The sequence below is a fragment of the Pseudomonas sp. NPDC087697 genome, assembly GCF_044743155.1.
Lineage (GTDB): Bacteria > Pseudomonadota > Gammaproteobacteria > Pseudomonadales > Pseudomonadaceae > Aquipseudomonas.
The window spans coordinates 53,532-69,399 of the sequence record NZ_JBIUVW010000024.1; the positions used below are offsets into that span (position 1 = coordinate 53,532).

Sequence of the window (15,868 nt, forward strand, 5' to 3'; positions counted from 1 at the left end):
TCGCCTCCATCGCGAGCAAGCTCGCTCCCACAATGGATCGGTGCTGACCACAAATCCTGTGACCAACCGAAAACCCTGTGGGAGCGAGCTTGCTCGCGATAGCGTCAGCCCAGACGCTAAATATGTCTCAGAGGGTTTGCGGCCGATACGCCCGCATAAACAACCCCACCACTTCTTGCACATGAGCCTCGGCCGCATCGCCGGTCAAGGGTTCGCCGCATCCGTAGAGCAAGCGAAAGTTCGCCGCGCCTTTAAGCAGGCAGAAGAAGTGCTCGGCGGCATTGTGCGGCTTGTCGATGCTCAAGGCGCCGATCTGATCGATCTTCGTCAGCAAGCGTTCCATGCCCTGCAACATCCGCTGGGGACCTGCTTCGAAGAAGATCAGCGAGAGTTTCGGGTCCTGACTCCCCAGCGTCATGATCAGGCGATGCAGGTTCACCGATTCATCGCTGTTGATCAGCAGATGAAAGCCCCGGGCGATGTTCAGCAGCACGTTCTCGACCGGCATGCCGTCGGGCAGTTCGAAGAGCAGCGTGGGCAATTGCGCTTCGCATTTGGCCACCACGGCGGCGGAGAACAGCGTCTCCTTGTCGTTGAAGTGACTGTAAACGGTCAGCTTCGACACACCGGCTTCAGCCGCCACCGCATCCATGCTGGTGCTCGCGTAACCATTGCTCAGAAAAAGACGTTTTGCCGCCTCAAGAATCGCCCCGCGCTTGGCGAGATCCTTCGGGCGGCCGGGGCCGTTGGGTGCAGAAAGATTGTTGGACATTCTTCGCTTTAATACTGGACTGGTGAGTTTGCTATTAATAACATACTGGTCAGTATAATTATTCCAGGCACCATTAGCTAAAGGTCGTTCACCATGTTCCGCTATGCCTTGCCCCTCGCCTTGCCGGTCAGTCTGGCGTTTTTGTTGTCTGCATGCGGTCACGAAGAGCCGGCGCAAGTTACCGTGCGGCCGGCCATGGTGGTTCAGCCAGAGCCTTCGGCGCAGGCGATGGACAGTTATCCCGGCGAAGTTCGCGCGCGTTACGAGCCAGACCTGGCCTTCCGTATCGGCGGCAAAGTCAGCCGACGACTGGTCGAGGAAGGTGAACGGGTCAAGGCGAATCAGCCGCTGGCAGAGCTCGATCCTCAGGACGTACGCCTGCAACTGGAAGCAACTCGCGCTCAGGTTGCCGCCGCCGAGGCCAACCTGAATCTGGTGCGTGCCGAGCGTGATCGCTACAAGACCCTGATGGAACGTCAGATGGTCAGCCGCTCGCAGTACGACAATTCTGAAAACCTCTACCGCTCTGGTGAAGCGCGGCTCAAGCAGATCAAGGCCGAGTTCGACGTTGCCAGCAACCAGGCCAGCTACGCCGTGCTGCGTGCCCCGCGAGACGGCGTCGTGGCCAAGCGCTCCGTGGAAGTCGGGCAAGTGGTGGCTGCCGGGCAAACGGTCTTCACCCTGGCCACCGACGGCGAGCGCGAAGTGTTGATCAGCCTGCCGGAGCAAAGCTTCGGCCGATTCAAGATCGGCCAGCCCGTCACCGTTGAACTGTGGACCCAGCAAGGTCAGCGATTCGCCGGCAGCATTCGCGAACTGTCGCCGGCCGCCGATCCGAAGTCGCGCACCTTTGCCGCACGCATCACCTTTACCGCGGGCAAGGTTCCGGCCGAGCTTGGCCAGAGCGCCCGGGTATTCATTCAAACCGCTGACGTGGTGCCGCTGTCGGTGCCGCTCTCGGCGCTCACCGCAGAAAACGGTGCGACGTACGTCTGGGTCGTAGGCGCCAACAACACCCTGAAAAAAGCCTCGGTTCGCGTAGGCGCATTCGGTGAGAAAACCGTTCCGGTGCTTGAAGGCCTGAGTCCCAGCGACTGGGTGGTGGCGGCCGGTGTTCACGTGCTCCACGAGGGCCAGCAAGTGCGGCCGGTGGATCGCTCCAACCGCGTGGTCAATCTGGCGGTCAAGGAGTAATTCCCGATGCGTTTCAACCTTTCCGAATGGGCGCTGCATAACCGCCAGATCGTACTGTTCCTGATGATTTTGCTGGCGGTCGTCGGCACGTTGTCCTACACCAAACTGGGCCAGAGCGAAGACCCGCCGTTCACCTTCAAGGCCATGGTGATCAAGACCAATTGGCCGGGTGCAACGGCTCAGGAGGTCTCGCGGCAGGTCACCGAGCGTATCGAAAAGAAGCTGATGGAAACCGGCGAGTACGAGCGGATTGTCTCGTTCTCTCGCCCAGGCGAATCCCAGGTGACTTTCATGGCCCGGGACTCGATGCATTCGGCGCAGATCCCCGAACTCTGGTATCAGGTGCGCAAGAAGATCAGCGACATCCGCCAGACCTTGCCACCGGGTATCCAGGGACCGTTCTTCAACGATGAATTCGGCACCACCTTCGGCAATATCTACGCGCTGACGGGTGAAGGTTTCGACTACGCGGTACTCAAGGACTACGCCGACCGCGTCCAGATCCAGCTGCAGCGGGTCAAGGATGTGGGCAAGGTCGACTTGCTCGGGCTCCAGGACGAGAAGATCTGGATTGAGCTCTCCAACGTTAAACTCGCCACCCTGGGCTTGCCGTTAGTCGCTGTGCAGCAAGCGCTGGAAGAGCAGAACGCGGTGTCCAACGCCGGGTTCTTCGAAACCACCAGTGAGCGTTTGCAGCTACGGGTGACGGGCAATTTCCAGACCGTAGACGAGATCAGGAATTTTCCGATCCGCGTCGGCGACCGGACCTTCCGAATCGCCGATGTGGCTGACGTGCGTCGTGGTTTCAACGATCCACCGGCGCCGCGCATGCGCTTCATGGGCGAGGACGCTATCGGTCTTGCCGTGGCGATGAAGGATGGCGGCGACATTCTGGTGCTCGGTAAAGCGCTGGAACAGGAGTTCGAGCGTATCCAGAACAACCTGCCGGCCGGCATGCAACTGCGCAAGGTCTCCGACCAGCCCGCAGCAGTGAAAACCAGCGTCGGCGAGTTCGTCCAGGTGTTGGTAGAAGCGCTGGCGATTGTCTTGCTGGTGAGCTTTTTCTCCCTCGGTGTGCGCACCGGCATGGTGGTCGCGTTGGCGATCCCGCTGGTGCTGGCGATGACGTTTGCCTGCATGTATTACCTCGGAATCGGTCTGCACAAAATCTCTCTTGGCGCCTTGGTGCTGGCCTTGGGATTGCTGGTGGACGACGCGATCATCGCCGTGGAAATGATGGCGATCAAAATGGAGCAGGGCTATGACCGGCTCAAGGCTGCCAGCTTTGCCTGGACCAGCACCGCGTTCCCGATGCTCACCGGTACGTTGATCACCGCGGCCGGCTTCCTGCCGATTGCCACCGCGCAATCCGGTACCGGCGAATACACTCGCTCGATCTTCCAGGTCGTGACCATCGCGTTGCTGGCTTCATGGGTTGCAGCCGTGGTGTTTGTGCCTTATCTGGGTGAAAAGCTGCTGCCGGATCTGGCGAAAATTCACGCCGCCAAACACGGTGCTGGTCAGCCTGACCCTTACGGTACGCCGTTCTATCAGCGCGTGCGGCGTCTGGTGGAGTGGTGCGTGCGCAGGCGCAAAACTGTCATTGCGCTGACCATCGTACTGTTCGTGGCCTCGGTGGTGCTGTTCCGTTTTGTGCCGCAGCAGTTCTTCCCCGCCTCCGGGCGACTGGAACTGATGGTCGATCTGAAACTGGCCGAAGGCGCCTCGTTGAGCAATACCAACGAGGAGGTCAAACGGCTGGAAGCGATGCTCAAGGAGCACGCGGGCATCGACAACTATGTTGCCTACGTTGGCACCGGTTCGCCGCGTTTCTACCTGCCGCTGGACCAGCAATTGCCGGCGGCGAGCTTCGCGCAATTTGTGGTCCTGGCGAAAACCATCGAGGAGCGTGAAAGCCTGCGCAGCTGGCTGATCGAAACCCTCAACGAGCAGTTTCCGGCCTTGCGCTCGCGGGTCACGCGTCTGGAAAACGGTCCACCAGTGGGGTATCCGGTGCAGTTCCGGGTGACCGGTGAACACATTGAAGAGGTCCGTGCCCTGGCACGTAAAGTCGCGGCCAAGGTGCGTGAGAACCCACATGTGGTCAATGTGCACCTGGACTGGGAAGAGCCAAGCAAGGTCGTGTACCTGAACGTCGATCAGGACCGCGCGCGGGCCTTGGGCGTGAGCACGGCAAACCTGTCGAAGTTTTTGCAAAGCTCGCTGACAGGCTCCAGCGTCAGCCAGTACCGTGAAGACAACCAGTTGATCGAGATCCTCTTGCGCGGCACCTTGCACGAACGCACCGAACTGTCGTTGCTGTCGAGTCTGGCGGTGCCGACCGACAACGGTAGAAGCGTTGCACTGTCGCAGGTGGCGACCCTGGAGTATGGCTTTGAAGAAGGCATCATCTGGCACCGCAACCGCTTGCCGAACGTGACGATTCGCGCCGATATCTATGGCAAGGAGCAACCGGCGACCCTGGTCCAGCAGATCCTTCCGACGCTTGCGCCGATTCGCGCCGAACTGCCTGACGGCTACTTGCTGGACGTCGGCGGCACGGTGGAAGACTCGACCCGTGGCCAGGACTCGGTGAATGCCGGCGTGCCGTTGTTCATTGTCGTCGTACTGACCTTGCTGATGCTGCAACTGCGCAGTTTCTCACGCATTGCTATGGTGTTTCTGACCGCGCCGTTGGGATTGATCGGCGTCACCTTGTTCCTGATGGTGTTCCGTCAGCCGTTCGGTTTCGTGGCCATGCTCGGGACCATCGCGCTGTCGGGGATGATCATGCGTAACTCGGTGATCCTGGTGGACCAGATCGAACAGGACATCCGCGCCGGGCTCAAACCCTGGCAAGCGATCATCGAAGCCACGGTGCGGCGTTTCCGGCCTATTGTGCTGACCGCACTGGCCGCCGTGCTGGCGATGATTCCACTGTCGCGCAGCGTGTTCTTCGGGCCGATGGCGGTGGCGATCATGGGCGGGCTGATCGTCGCGACGGCGCTGACCTTGCTGTTCCTGCCGGCGTTGTATGCGGCGTGGTTCAGGGTCAAGAAAGAACCGGTCTGATCCCGGAACTGTATTGACCCCGGAACCGTAGGAGCTGCCGAAGGCTGCGATCTTTTGATGTTTGAAGATCAACAGATCGCAGCCTTCGGCAGCTCCTACGGCTGTCTCAATTTTTTGAAATATTGAGACAGGGCTGTTTATGTGCTGTACTCCTGACTCAGTTTCACGAGTTTTTGAGACAGCGATGATAAAAGCTCCTCCGCCCATAAGCCCTGATCTTTTCGACATGCTCGGGCAATCGCCTCACAAGGAAAAGCTGGTCGACTATCTGGCACTGCTCAAGCCGCTGGACGATCAGGGGCGCTATCTGCCGTTCGACGATCTGCGTTTTCGCTGGCCGCCAGGTCTTGATACGAACTTGTGCTGGGCCTTGGTGAAAAAGGCTCGTGTGGCGCAGTACGTGCGCTTGTTGCCGCTAGGCGAGCCGAGCCAATGGGGTCAGTTCATTCTTACACCGCTGGCACAGAAAACCCTCTCGACGGTTGATCGTCAGGCAACGACCGCCGTGTTGGAATACATGACTCATCATATCGGTGAGACGGCGCACTTCAGTTATTTGCTTAATGACCTGATCGAAGACGAAGCCATCAGCAGCAGCCAGCTTGAGGGCGCAGCGACCACCACGCTGGTGGCCAAGGACATGCTCAAGCGCAATCGCCTGCCGCGTACTCCGGATGAGCGGATGGTCATCGGTAACTACAAAATGATGATCTTTGCCTGGGAAAAACGTCACGAGCCATTGAGTGTCGAATTGATCCAGCAGCTTCATCGCGTCGGCGTCGAAGGCATTGATGACTCGCTGTATTCGCCGGGACTTTTTCGCAGCAATGATCAGGTGGTGGTGCAGGATGGCGAAGGCCATACCGTTCATACACCACCGCCAGCCGAGGGCATCAGCGCTCGGCTCAATGGACTGGCGACCTGGATCAACCAGCCCCACGACGACCCTCTGCGCGTTGATTATGTGCACCCGTTGATCAAAGCCATCGCCCTGCATTTTGCCCTGGGCTACGAGCATCCGTTTCGCGATGGCAATGGCCGGGTGGCGCGGGCGTTGTTTTACTGGTTCATGTTCAAGAATGACTACTCGGCATTTCGCTACATCGCGATCAGCATTCTGCTGCGCAATGCGCCGGTGAAGTACGGTCGGTCTTATGTGCATACCGAGAATGACGGACTGGACCTGACATATTTCGTTGATTACCAGTGTTCGGTGATTCTGCGTGCCGTGACCGGGTTCACGGCGGCTTATCAAAAGAGCCTGGTTTATGCCGAAGGTTTTGATCGTTGGCTGGAGGAATCCGGGCTTTTCAAGCAGTTGACCGAGAAGCAGCGCACGCTGTTTCAGATCGCCAAGAGCGGCATGGCCAAGGAGTTCACCGCGGTCAATGTGAAGGACAACCTGAACTGCTCCTACAACACGGCTGCCACGACCTTGAACGGTTTGGTCGAGTTGAAGCTGTTCGAGAAGAAAAAGATGGGACGCGAGTGGGTGTTCTTTTTACGATCCCAGAGTGCAGACCTGTAGGAGCAAAGCTTGCTCGCGATATAGCCACCTCGGTCTGACTGATTGACCGAGTTGAAGCCATCGCGAGCAAGCTTTGCTCCTACGGGAACAGTATTTTAGAGCAAGCCGAAGACTTTCTTCGCCAGGCTGGTCGCCGCTGCCGCCGGGTTGGCGCGGATGCCTTCTTCCTTCTGGGCGATCATCTTGAACAGGCCGTCCAGGGCCTTTTCCGTCACGTAGCCTTCAACGTTGGCAGTCTTGGCATCAAGCACGCCGAAGGTTGCCGCCTGCCCGGCGAACGAGTTGTACTGCTTGGCCAGGCCTACCTGGTCGGTGGCTTGTTTGACGATCGGGAGGAACTTGGCGCGGATTTGTTCGCGGCTGGTCTTGTTCAGGTACTGGGTGGCCGAATCCTTGCCGCCGGTGAGGATGCCCTTGGCATCGGTCACGGTCATCTTTTTCACCGCATCCACCAGCAGGGCCTGAGCCTGCGGCATGGCCGCCTCTGCCGCCTTGTTCATACTGGTTTCCAGTTGATCGACCTGGGCCCCCATGCCGAACTGTTTCATCTTGCTGGCGACCTTGCCCAGATTGCCTGGCAGTTCGATCTTCACTTCAGGGTTGTTGCTGAAACCGCCCGGTTTGCCGAGCGTGGTGACGGCCGCTACGGCCCCCTGGGCCAGCGCGTCCTTGAGGCCGCCCGAGGCCTCTCCCTGGGAAAGGCTGCCCAGAGACAGGGCCAGCGCGTTGGCGGAGATCAGCAGGCCTGCGCACAGGCCGGCAAAGCGAAGGGTAGGGCGGAGCATGGCAGTTTCCTTGTGCAAAAAATGTAATTAGCGGACCGCAGACGGTCTTGAGCAATTTAGTCGACCTGCAGCGCAGGCACGGGTTGATCCGCCGCATCTTCACTGCGATGCAGCGCCACCTGACGGATCGACAAACGAATTTCCGCCGGCAACACGCGCTTGGCCGCGCCCTCGGCCAGTTCGCCGAGCAGTTCGTGATGGCTCAGCTTGCCGGCTTCGTCGCGACGCAAGACGTCGAGGTTCAGCAGGGTCTGGATGAAATGGCGGAACAGGCTCTTGTCGAAGAATTCCGGAGCGTTCAGGCCATGCAGAATCGACAGGCGCTGGGCCATGACCGTGCACAGGTCTTCCAGCTCTTCGGCGCTGAGGGTGTTCTGGCCGCTGTTGAGCAGCAAGGAAATGGCCATGTAGAAGCGCTGCAAGGTCTGCGCGATGCTCTTGGACAGCAAGGTCAGCAGCACAAAATGCCGGGAGCTTGGTGCCGGGCGCAGGTACACGTTGTTCTCGAAACGCAGCAGGCCCTGTTCGACAAAGGCTTCGAGCCATTGATCGATCACCGCATCCAGTTCGTCCATCGACCAGCGGATGAACAACTCCGATTGCAGGTACGGATACAGCGCACGGGTGTAGCGCAGGATCTGTTCGCGGCTCATGCGCGACGCGCTCTGGAAGAAGCTCGCGAGCAGTGCCGGCAAGGCGAAAATGTGCAGCACGTTGTTGCGGTAGTAGGTCATCAGGACGGCGTTTTGCTCGTCCAGATAAAGGATTTTGCCCAGCGCATCGCTTTGCTCGGAGAGCAAGTCCATGTCCTTGACGTGTTCGATCAGCGCCCGGCCGTCACCTTCCGGTAGCGTGGTGTGCGGCGAGTAAGGCACACGGCGCAACAGCGCCAGATACAGATCGAGCACCCGCGCCATGGCGCGATCGTCCAGCGCCAGACGGCTGGTGGACAGTAGGGCCAGCGCCACCAGGTTCACCGGGTTGATCGCCGCCGCTTCGTTCAAGTGCCGCGCCACGCGCACGCCGAGACGGTTGGTGGTTTCGTTGAGCCAGGCTGGTTTGAACTGCGGGCCGAGCTCCTGGGTGCGCCAATCCGGTTGTTCGCTGTCGAGGAATTCCGCCAGTTTGATCGGCTCGCCGAAGTTCACCGCCACTTGGCCGAAGCGCTGCTTGAGCGCGCCGATGACTTTGAAGATGTCGAAGATCGACTCTTTCTTCTTGCTCGCCCCACGCAGCTCACCGAGGTAGGTCCGGCCTTCCAGCACCCGCTCGTAACCGATGTACACCGGGATGAAGACGATCGGCATCCGCGACGAACGCAGGAAGCTGCGCAGGGTGATCGCCAGCATCCCGGTTTTCGGTTGCAGCATGCGCCCGGTGCGCGAACGGCCGCCCTCGACGAAGTACTCCACCGGAAAACCCTTGGTGAACAGCGTGTGCAGGTATTCGTTGAACACCGAGGTGTAGAGCGGATTGCCCTTGAAGGTCCGGCGCATGAAGAACGCCCCGCCACGGCGCAGCAGGCCGCCGATCACCGGCATGTTGAGGTTGATCCCGGCGGCGACGTGCGGCGGGGTCAGGCCGTTGCGAAACAGCAAATAAGACAGCAACAGGTAGTCGATATGGCTGCGGTGGCACGGCACGTAGATCACTTCGTGACCCTGAGCGACTTTCTGCACGCCTTCGATGTGGTTGACCTTGATCCCGTCGTAGATTTTGTTCCAGAACCAGCTCAGCACCACTTCCATAAAGCGGATCGCGGTGTAGGTGTAGTCCGAGGCAATTTCGTTGCCGTAACGCAGGGCCTGAGCCTTGGCTTTCTCGGGTGAAATGTTCTCGCGTTCGGCTTCATCGAGGATCGCCTGTTTGACCTGCGGCTGATTCAGCAGGCCTTTGACCAGGTTGCGACGGTGGGAAATGTCCGGGCCGATGACCGCGGCTTTCAGGTTGCGAAAGTGCACCCGCAAAATGCGTTGGGCCATGCGCACGGTGAGCTCAAAGCCCTTGTTGTGCTCGATCAGTTCGCGCAGGTTGATCGGCGCGGAGAATTGCACGCGGGTCTTGCGCCCCAGAATCATGATGCTCAGCAGCCGGCGCAGGCGTCCGGTCACCGCCCAGCTGTCAGCGAAGAGCAATTTCCACGGGCTCGACTCGCTGTCCGGCGACTGGCCCCAGAACACACTGACGGGAATGATCTGCGCGTCTTCGGCGGCATTCTGGCTCAGGGCGCTGACCAGTCGGGTCAGGGTCGGCGGTGCGCCGCGCTTGTCCTGGCGGCCAATCCAGTCAGGCTCCGGCGTCAGGTAGAAGAACGCCGCCGGCTCCAGCAGGTTGCCCACCGATACCGGCAGCACTGGGCGCGGCAGCCCGGCCTTGGTGCATTCGGTATCGAGCACGGCCAACTCGGTTAGCGAAGGATTTTGCAGGACGTAGAACACCGGACGACTGCGGTCGAGGTTGAGGGTAAAGGACGACTGGTTGATCGTCTCCGAGCGAACCCAGAGGTACAGCAGTCGGCGCAAGGTGCCAAACACAAGACGGCGGAACGGGGAGCGGGTCATACGGCTTCTGCTTTAGTTGAAAAAACCGAGCAAGCGCTCGGGGTCGGTAGTGTGCCGGATTCGTCGAAAATCGGCAAAAAAGCACCGAAGTAATCTTGAGTTGAGAGTTTTTGCAGCTGTCATATACTCGGCCAGCTGTTTGCCACTATCGGCGCTGTTTCTTACAGAAAACCGAGCGCTGGCAAACGTTTTCAAGGCTTGTTCATGCACAGGCCGACTCAATAATAAAAAGATGGGGTATTGATTGATGGCAACGCGCGAGACCGGCAACGTGAAGTGGTTCAACGACGCCAAGGGCTACGGCTTCATTCAGCGTGAAGACGGGGCAGACGTGTTCGTGCATTACCGCGCGATCCGTGGCGAAGGCCACCGCTCGTTGGCCGAAGGCCAGCAGGTTGAGTACGCGGTGGTAGATGGGCAGAAAGGTTTGCAGGCTGAGGATGTGGTGGGTCTGTAAACCCGATCTTCAGATCACTCAAAACCACTGTGGGAGCGAGCTTGCTCGCGATGGCGTCACTCGACGCGATATCTATTGCGCGTCTTACACCGCTATCGCGAGCAAGCTCGCTCCCACACTGGATCTCCTTTGGGAATGCCACTTGGAGCATCCCACAGGTTCGGTGTTCTGCTCTTAAACGGTTTTCCAGGTGATCTCTTCTTCACCGTCGACGCTGATGCGAATCCAGCGATCCGCCGATTCTTCACCTTCTTCCTCGACCCAGGTCCCCGGCGCGCAGCGCACTTCGACGTTCAGCGCGGCAAAGGCTGCGCGGGCGCAGGCGATGTCGTCGTCCCACGGCGTCTGGTCGCTTTCCAGGTACAGGCTGTTCCACTTGCCCACGGCTTTTGGCAGCCAGGTCACGGGCACATTGCCGGCCTTGCACTTGTAGGTCTGACCTTTCTGAACCCAGTCGGTGCAAGGGCCCAGAGCTGCGCCGAGCCAAGTGGCGATGGCCTTGTAGTCGACGTCGGCGTCTTTCAGGTAAATCTCGATATCGGGTTGGCGCATGGATGTTCCTCACTGCGGGTTTCGAAAAATCCATTTGCGGATTTAGCCGGTCTCAAGCCACTGCTCAAGACCAAAAGTTAAAGGGTTGCTCTCAAACAATTACTGCAGAACGAAATAATCGTAGCGCATCGACACGCTGACCTCGAACGGCTCGGCCTGTTCGATGACGGCCGCCCGGCGTTCAGCACTGGCGCGCCAGCCGTGCGGCGTCATGGCCAGCAGGTTGGCGCGGTCCTGGCCGCTGACCAGATTCAGTTTGAATTCCAGGATTTCGCTGTGTTGCAGGGTCATGCCTTCCGGCACCAGCGCCAGGTGTTTGTCATCGGTGTATTCACGCACCTCGTCGTACAGACGCTCACGCAGCTCCATCAAATGACCGCTGGTCGGCCCCACTTTCATCAAACCACCGCCAGGGCTGAGCAGGCGTTTGGCTTCCTGCCAGTCAAGTGGACTGAACACGCTGGCGAGGAACTGGCAGCTGGCATCGGCCAACGGCACCCGGGCCATACTGGCGATCAACCAGGTCAGTTGCGGGTTGCGTTTGCAGGCGCGCTTCACCGCTTCGCGGGAGATATCCAGTGCGTAACCGTCGGCATTCAGCAGGGCGTCGGCGATTTGCGCGGTGTAGTAACCCTCGCCACAACCGATGTCCAGCCAGCGCTGCGGCGCGCGTTCGGCGGCCAACTCGGCGAGACGCTTGGCCACCGGGGCGTAATGCCCGGCATTCAAGAAGTCGCGACGGGCTTCGACCATCGCCTGGTTGTCACCGGGATCACGGCTGTTCTTGTGCTGCACCGGCAGCAGGTTCAGGTAACCCTGACGGGCGCGGTCGAAGCGATGCCCGGCCGGGCACGCCACGCCGTTGTCGACCGCGTTCAGCGGCGCGCTGCAGATAGGGCAGACGAGCATCAGGCGAGCAACTTGATCAGGGTCTGGTAGTAGATTTCGGTCAGCACGTCGAGATCGCTGGCCAGTACCCGCTCGTTGACCTGGTGGATCGTCGCGTTGACCGGGCCAAGCTCGACCACTTGCGTACCCATGGTCGCGATGAAGCGTCCATCCGAAGTGCCGCCGCTGGTGGATGCCTTGGTTTCGCGACCGGTGATGGTCTTGATGCTTGCCGACACCGCATCGAGCAGTGCGCCCGGCTCGGTGAGGAACGGCAGGCCGGACAGCGCCCAGTCCACGTGCCAGTCCAGGCCATGCTTGTCGAGGATATCGGCCACTCGTTGTTGCAGGCCTTCGACAGTCGATTCGGTGGAAAAACGGAAGTTGAACACCGCCACCAGATCACCGGGGATGACGTTGGTCGCGCCGGTACCGGAATTGACGTTGGAAATCTGGAAACTGGTTGGCGGGAAGAAATCGTTGCCGTGATCCCAGTGCTCGGCGGCCAGTTCGGCCAGGGCCGGGGCGGCGAGGTGGATCGGGTTCTTTGCCAGATGCGGGTAGGCCACGTGACCTTGCACACCGCGCACGGTGAGCTTGGCGCCAAGGGAGCCGCGACGGCCGTTCTTGACCACGTCACCGACCAGGGTGGTGCTCGACGGTTCGCCAACGATGCACCAGTCCAGACGCTCTTTACGTGCGACAAGGCGCTCGACCACAGCCTTGGTGCCGTGATGCGCCGGGCCTTCTTCATCGCTGGTGATCAGAAACGCGACCTTGCCCTTGTGGTCCGGGTAGTCGGCGACAAAACGTTCGGCCGCCACGGTCATTGCTGCGAGGCTGCCTTTCATATCGGCCGCGCCACGGCCGCAGAGCATGCCGTGCTCGTCGATCACTGCTTCGAACGGGTCGATCTGCCAGGCCGCCACCGGGCCTGTCGGCACCACGTCGGTGTGACCGGCAAAGCACAACACCGGGCCTTCGTGTTTGCCGTGGGTGGCCCAGAAGTTATCCACATCTTCGATGCGCATGGGCTCAAGCGCAAAACCGGCATCGCCCAGGCGCTGCATCATCTGCTTCTGGCAATCGGCGTCGACCGGCGTCACGGACGGACGACGGATCAGGTCGATGGCGAGTTGGAGGGTCGGCGAAAGGTCGGCGTGGGCCGTCATGGGAAGCTCCGGAGACTGTCAATGTGGGAGCGAGCTTGCTCGCGATGAACGATGACACGGTTTGTATGACAAACCCCATCGCGAGCAAGCTCGCTCCCACAGGTATTGGGTCAGGCCTTTAGGGCCAAGCCCTGCAAAATGGCGGATATCTTAAAGCAAAACGGCGGCCAGAGGCCGCCGTTTAGTGGTTTGCGCAGATTTAAGCGGCCGGTGCCGGCTCGGTCGCAGGCGCAGGTTTTGGCAGCGAAGACAGGAAGGCCATGATCAGCGCGGCCAGATACGGCAGCGACTGCACCAGCAACATGGTCACCCAGAAACGCATGTCGTTGCTCGGGATGCCTTGCACCAGGTAAATCCCCAGCGCCGCGCCCCACAACAGCAGCATGATGAACAGCTCTTCGCGAGCTTCCGAAATCGCTACCCAGAAACCGTGATTATCGGCATTTTTCGGGGTGCGGAAAAACGGAATGCTGCTGGTGAAGAAGCCGTACAGCACCGCTTTGGCGATGGTGTGAGACAACGCCAGCCCGGCAAGTGCCGCGCAGAATGCGTCCTTCAGATTGACCCCGACCGCACGGCGGTAGAGGAAGATGATCTTGCCCACCTTGAACACGAACAGCGCCAATGGCGGGATTGCAAAGATCAGCAGCGGTGGATCGACCCGTTGCGGCACGATGATCATCGCCGCCGACCAGAGCAGGGCACCGACGGTGAAGAAGATGTTCATGCCGTCCGCTACCCACGGCAACCAGCCCGCGAGGAAGTGGTAACGCTGGCCACGGGTCAGCTCGGTGTCCTTGCCACGCAACAGGCTGGCAGTGTGCCGCTTGATGATCTGTATCGCTCCGTAGGCCCAGCGGAAACGCTGTTTCTTGAAGTCGATAAAGGTATCGGGCATCAGGCCCTTGCCATAACTGTTGGGGTAATACGCCGCCGACAGGCCTTTTTCGAACACCCGCAGACCCAACTCGGCGTCTTCGCAGATGCACCAGTCAGCCCAGCCGAGCTCTTCGAGCACCGAACGGCGGGTCATGGTCATGGTGCCGTGCTGGATGATCGCGTCACGGTCGTTACGGGTCACCATGCCGATGTGGAAGAAGCCTTTGTATTCGGCGTAGCAGAGCTTCTTGAAGGTACTTTCGTTCTGGTCGCGATAATCCTGCGGCGACTGCACGATGGCGATTTTCGGATCGGCGAAGTGCGGCACCATGTGCTTGAGCCAGTTCGGATCGACACAGTAGTCAGAGTCGATCACGGCGATGACTTCAGCATCCTTGGCGGTGTGCGGCAGCAGGTAGTTCAGCGCGCCGCCCTTGAAACCGGCCAGTGGCGCGACGTGGAAGAACTTGAAGCGCGGGCCGAGGGTTTCGCAATAGGCCTGCACCGGTTCCCAGACCGCCGGGTCCTTGGTGTTGTTGTCGATGATCAGGACTTCGAAGTCCGGATAATCGAGGTTGGCCAGGGCGTTGAGGGTCTGTTTGACCATCTCCGGCGGCTCGTTGTAGCACGGCACATGGATCGAGACTTTCGGGCGGTAGTCCGAATCACCCACCACAGGCAGGAATTCACGCCGGCGTTTGTGGGTCCAGACGGCCTCAGCCAACTCGTGGGCTTCGGTCAGCAAGACGATAAACACCCCGAGCGCGCCGAGGGCGAGCAGGAAGCCTACCGTCAGGCTGAACCAGGTGCTGTATTGCTGGCTGTAGTCGTAACCGATCCACACCAGCACCGAACCGCCGAGGAAAGCGGTGAAGGTCAGGAAGGTCCGACCGCGCTGGCGCAGGGCCGAGCCGTCGATCATCAGCAGGGTCAGGGACAACAACGCCAGGACGACGGAGCCGACCGCCAGTACCCGCCATTGCGGGATCGCCACGACCGGGCCTTCGAAGTTGAATTTCTGCTGACGCGCAGCGTTGAACACGCCCCAATAGGCGCCTACCGAACCTTCGTCGCTGGCTTTCCATGGCTGGTCAAACGCTTCGATCACGAAGTAGTTGAAGCCCTGGCGGTTGAGCTTGTTCACCAGCGTACGCAGGTAAATCGCCTGGTCAGCCGGGGTTGCATCAGCACCACCGCGCATACGACCGTTGCTCGGCCAGCCCACTTCGGAGAGCAGCAGCGGCTTTTTCGGGAACAGCTTTTTCAGGTCGCGGGCACGGTCCAGAACAAACTGACCGGCCTCGTCCACCGGGATGAATTCCCAATAAGGCAGGATGTGAGCCGCGATCAAGTCGACGTGCTTGGCCAGCATCGGGTTTTCTTCCCAGACGTGCCACTGCTCAGACGTGGTCACCGGGACTTTCACGGCTGCGCGCACGCGATCGAGGATCACGCTCAATTGTTCGGCAGTGATTTCCTTACGGTAGATCGCTTCGTTACCGACCACCACGCGCACTACGCTGCGCGAGCTGTTGGCAAGCTCGATGGCGCGCTGGATCTCGCGCTCGTTGCGCTCAAGGTCCGGGCTGATCCAGATCCCGAGCGTCACGCGCAGGCCGAATTCTTCCGCCAGTTTCGGGATGTCCTCCAGCGTACCGTCGACGGAGTAGGTCCGAATGTTGTCGGTCAGCTTGCTCATGATCTCCAGGTCGCGACGCATTTCATCGTCGGACGGGAACTGGTTTTTCTGTGGGAACTGGCCTTGTTGGAACGGCGAGTAAGAAAAACCGGAGATCTGCTCAGGCCAGTTGGGGGTCGTGACGGGGCGGTTGATCAGCGCCCAGAAACCGGTGAACAGCGCGGCAATCGCCAGCACTACCACCAGATTGAGTCCAAATTTACGCGATGACATAGCTATTTCGGGTTCCAAAAGGTGTGGAACGAGGGGACGGTTGGCACACGCCAATCGGCGCGCATCCTACACTGGCCTTCAACTGAGCGTATAGCA

Annotated in this window: 11 protein-coding genes; 4 read left to right on the forward strand and 7 right to left on the reverse strand. The window is 59.9% G+C overall.

The genetic code is table 11. The features are described 5' to 3' along the window. Positions 1–127: 127 nt before the first annotated feature. The gene (locus tag ACIPIN_RS17360) at positions 128–772 is read right to left on the reverse strand and encodes a TetR/AcrR family transcriptional regulator (RefSeq protein WP_401120476.1); all 645 of its coding nucleotides are present in this window, start codon (positions 770–772) and stop codon (positions 128–130) included. A gap of 93 nt (positions 773–865) precedes the next feature. On the opposite strand from ACIPIN_RS17360, the gene ACIPIN_RS17365 reads away from it, so the two are divergent. From ACIPIN_RS17365 to ACIPIN_RS17375, 3 genes are all read left to right on the forward strand, one after another. Then, complete coding sequence (locus ACIPIN_RS17365) at positions 866–1,966, forward strand: efflux RND transporter periplasmic adaptor subunit (RefSeq protein WP_401120477.1); 1,101 nt, start codon at positions 866–868, stop codon at positions 1,964–1,966. Between the two features lie 6 nt (positions 1,967–1,972). Further along, positions 1,973–5,038 (forward strand): efflux RND transporter permease subunit, encoded by a 3,066-nt coding sequence (locus ACIPIN_RS17370; protein WP_401120478.1) that lies wholly within the window; start codon positions 1,973–1,975, stop codon positions 5,036–5,038. Positions 5,039–5,222: 184 nt separating this feature from the next. Then, positions 5,223–6,566, forward strand: a complete 1,344-nt coding sequence (locus ACIPIN_RS17375; protein WP_401120479.1) for a Fic family protein — start codon at positions 5,223–5,225, stop codon at positions 6,564–6,566. Between the two features lie 95 nt (positions 6,567–6,661). Here the strand turns inward: ACIPIN_RS17375 and ACIPIN_RS17380 are convergent, their stop codons facing one another. Continuing rightward, on the reverse strand, positions 6,662–7,351 hold the full coding sequence (locus ACIPIN_RS17380) for a DUF4197 domain-containing protein (RefSeq protein ID WP_401120480.1): 690 nt from the start codon (positions 7,349–7,351) through the stop codon (positions 6,662–6,664). 56 nt (positions 7,352–7,407) lie between these two features. Then, the gene (gene plsB / locus ACIPIN_RS17385) at positions 7,408–9,912 is read right to left on the reverse strand and encodes a glycerol-3-phosphate 1-O-acyltransferase PlsB (RefSeq protein ID WP_401120481.1); all 2,505 of its coding nucleotides are present in this window, start codon (positions 9,910–9,912) and stop codon (positions 7,408–7,410) included. Positions 9,913–10,159: 247 nt separating this feature from the next. Between plsB and ACIPIN_RS17390 the strand changes: the two genes are divergently transcribed. After that, positions 10,160–10,369 carry a cold shock domain-containing protein gene (locus tag ACIPIN_RS17390; protein ID WP_054595898.1) on the forward strand — a complete coding sequence of 70 codons (210 nt, stop codon included), beginning with the start codon at positions 10,160–10,162 and terminating at the stop codon, positions 10,367–10,369. A 174-nt stretch (positions 10,370–10,543) separates the two neighbouring features. On the opposite strand, the gene ACIPIN_RS17395 is transcribed toward ACIPIN_RS17390, so the two are convergent. The 4 genes from ACIPIN_RS17395 to ACIPIN_RS17410 form a co-directional block, all read right to left on the reverse strand. Beyond that, the gene (locus tag ACIPIN_RS17395; protein WP_123428533.1) at positions 10,544–10,921 is read right to left on the reverse strand and encodes a hypothetical protein; all 378 of its coding nucleotides are present in this window, start codon (positions 10,919–10,921) and stop codon (positions 10,544–10,546) included. A gap of 99 nt (positions 10,922–11,020) precedes the next feature. Beyond that, positions 11,021–11,830, reverse strand: coding sequence for a putative RNA methyltransferase (locus ACIPIN_RS17400; protein WP_401120483.1), 810 nt, complete (start codon positions 11,828–11,830; stop codon positions 11,021–11,023). Continuing rightward, positions 11,830–12,981, reverse strand: coding sequence for a succinyl-diaminopimelate desuccinylase (dapE, locus tag ACIPIN_RS17405; protein ID WP_401120484.1), 1,152 nt, complete (start codon positions 12,979–12,981; stop codon positions 11,830–11,832). The genes ACIPIN_RS17400 and dapE overlap by 1 nt, the downstream gene beginning before the upstream one ends. A 199-nt stretch (positions 12,982–13,180) precedes the next feature. Next, positions 13,181–15,772 (reverse strand): glycosyltransferase, encoded by a 2,592-nt coding sequence (locus ACIPIN_RS17410; RefSeq protein ID WP_401120486.1) that lies wholly within the window; start codon positions 15,770–15,772, stop codon positions 13,181–13,183. Positions 15,773–15,868: the final 96 nt, after the last annotated feature.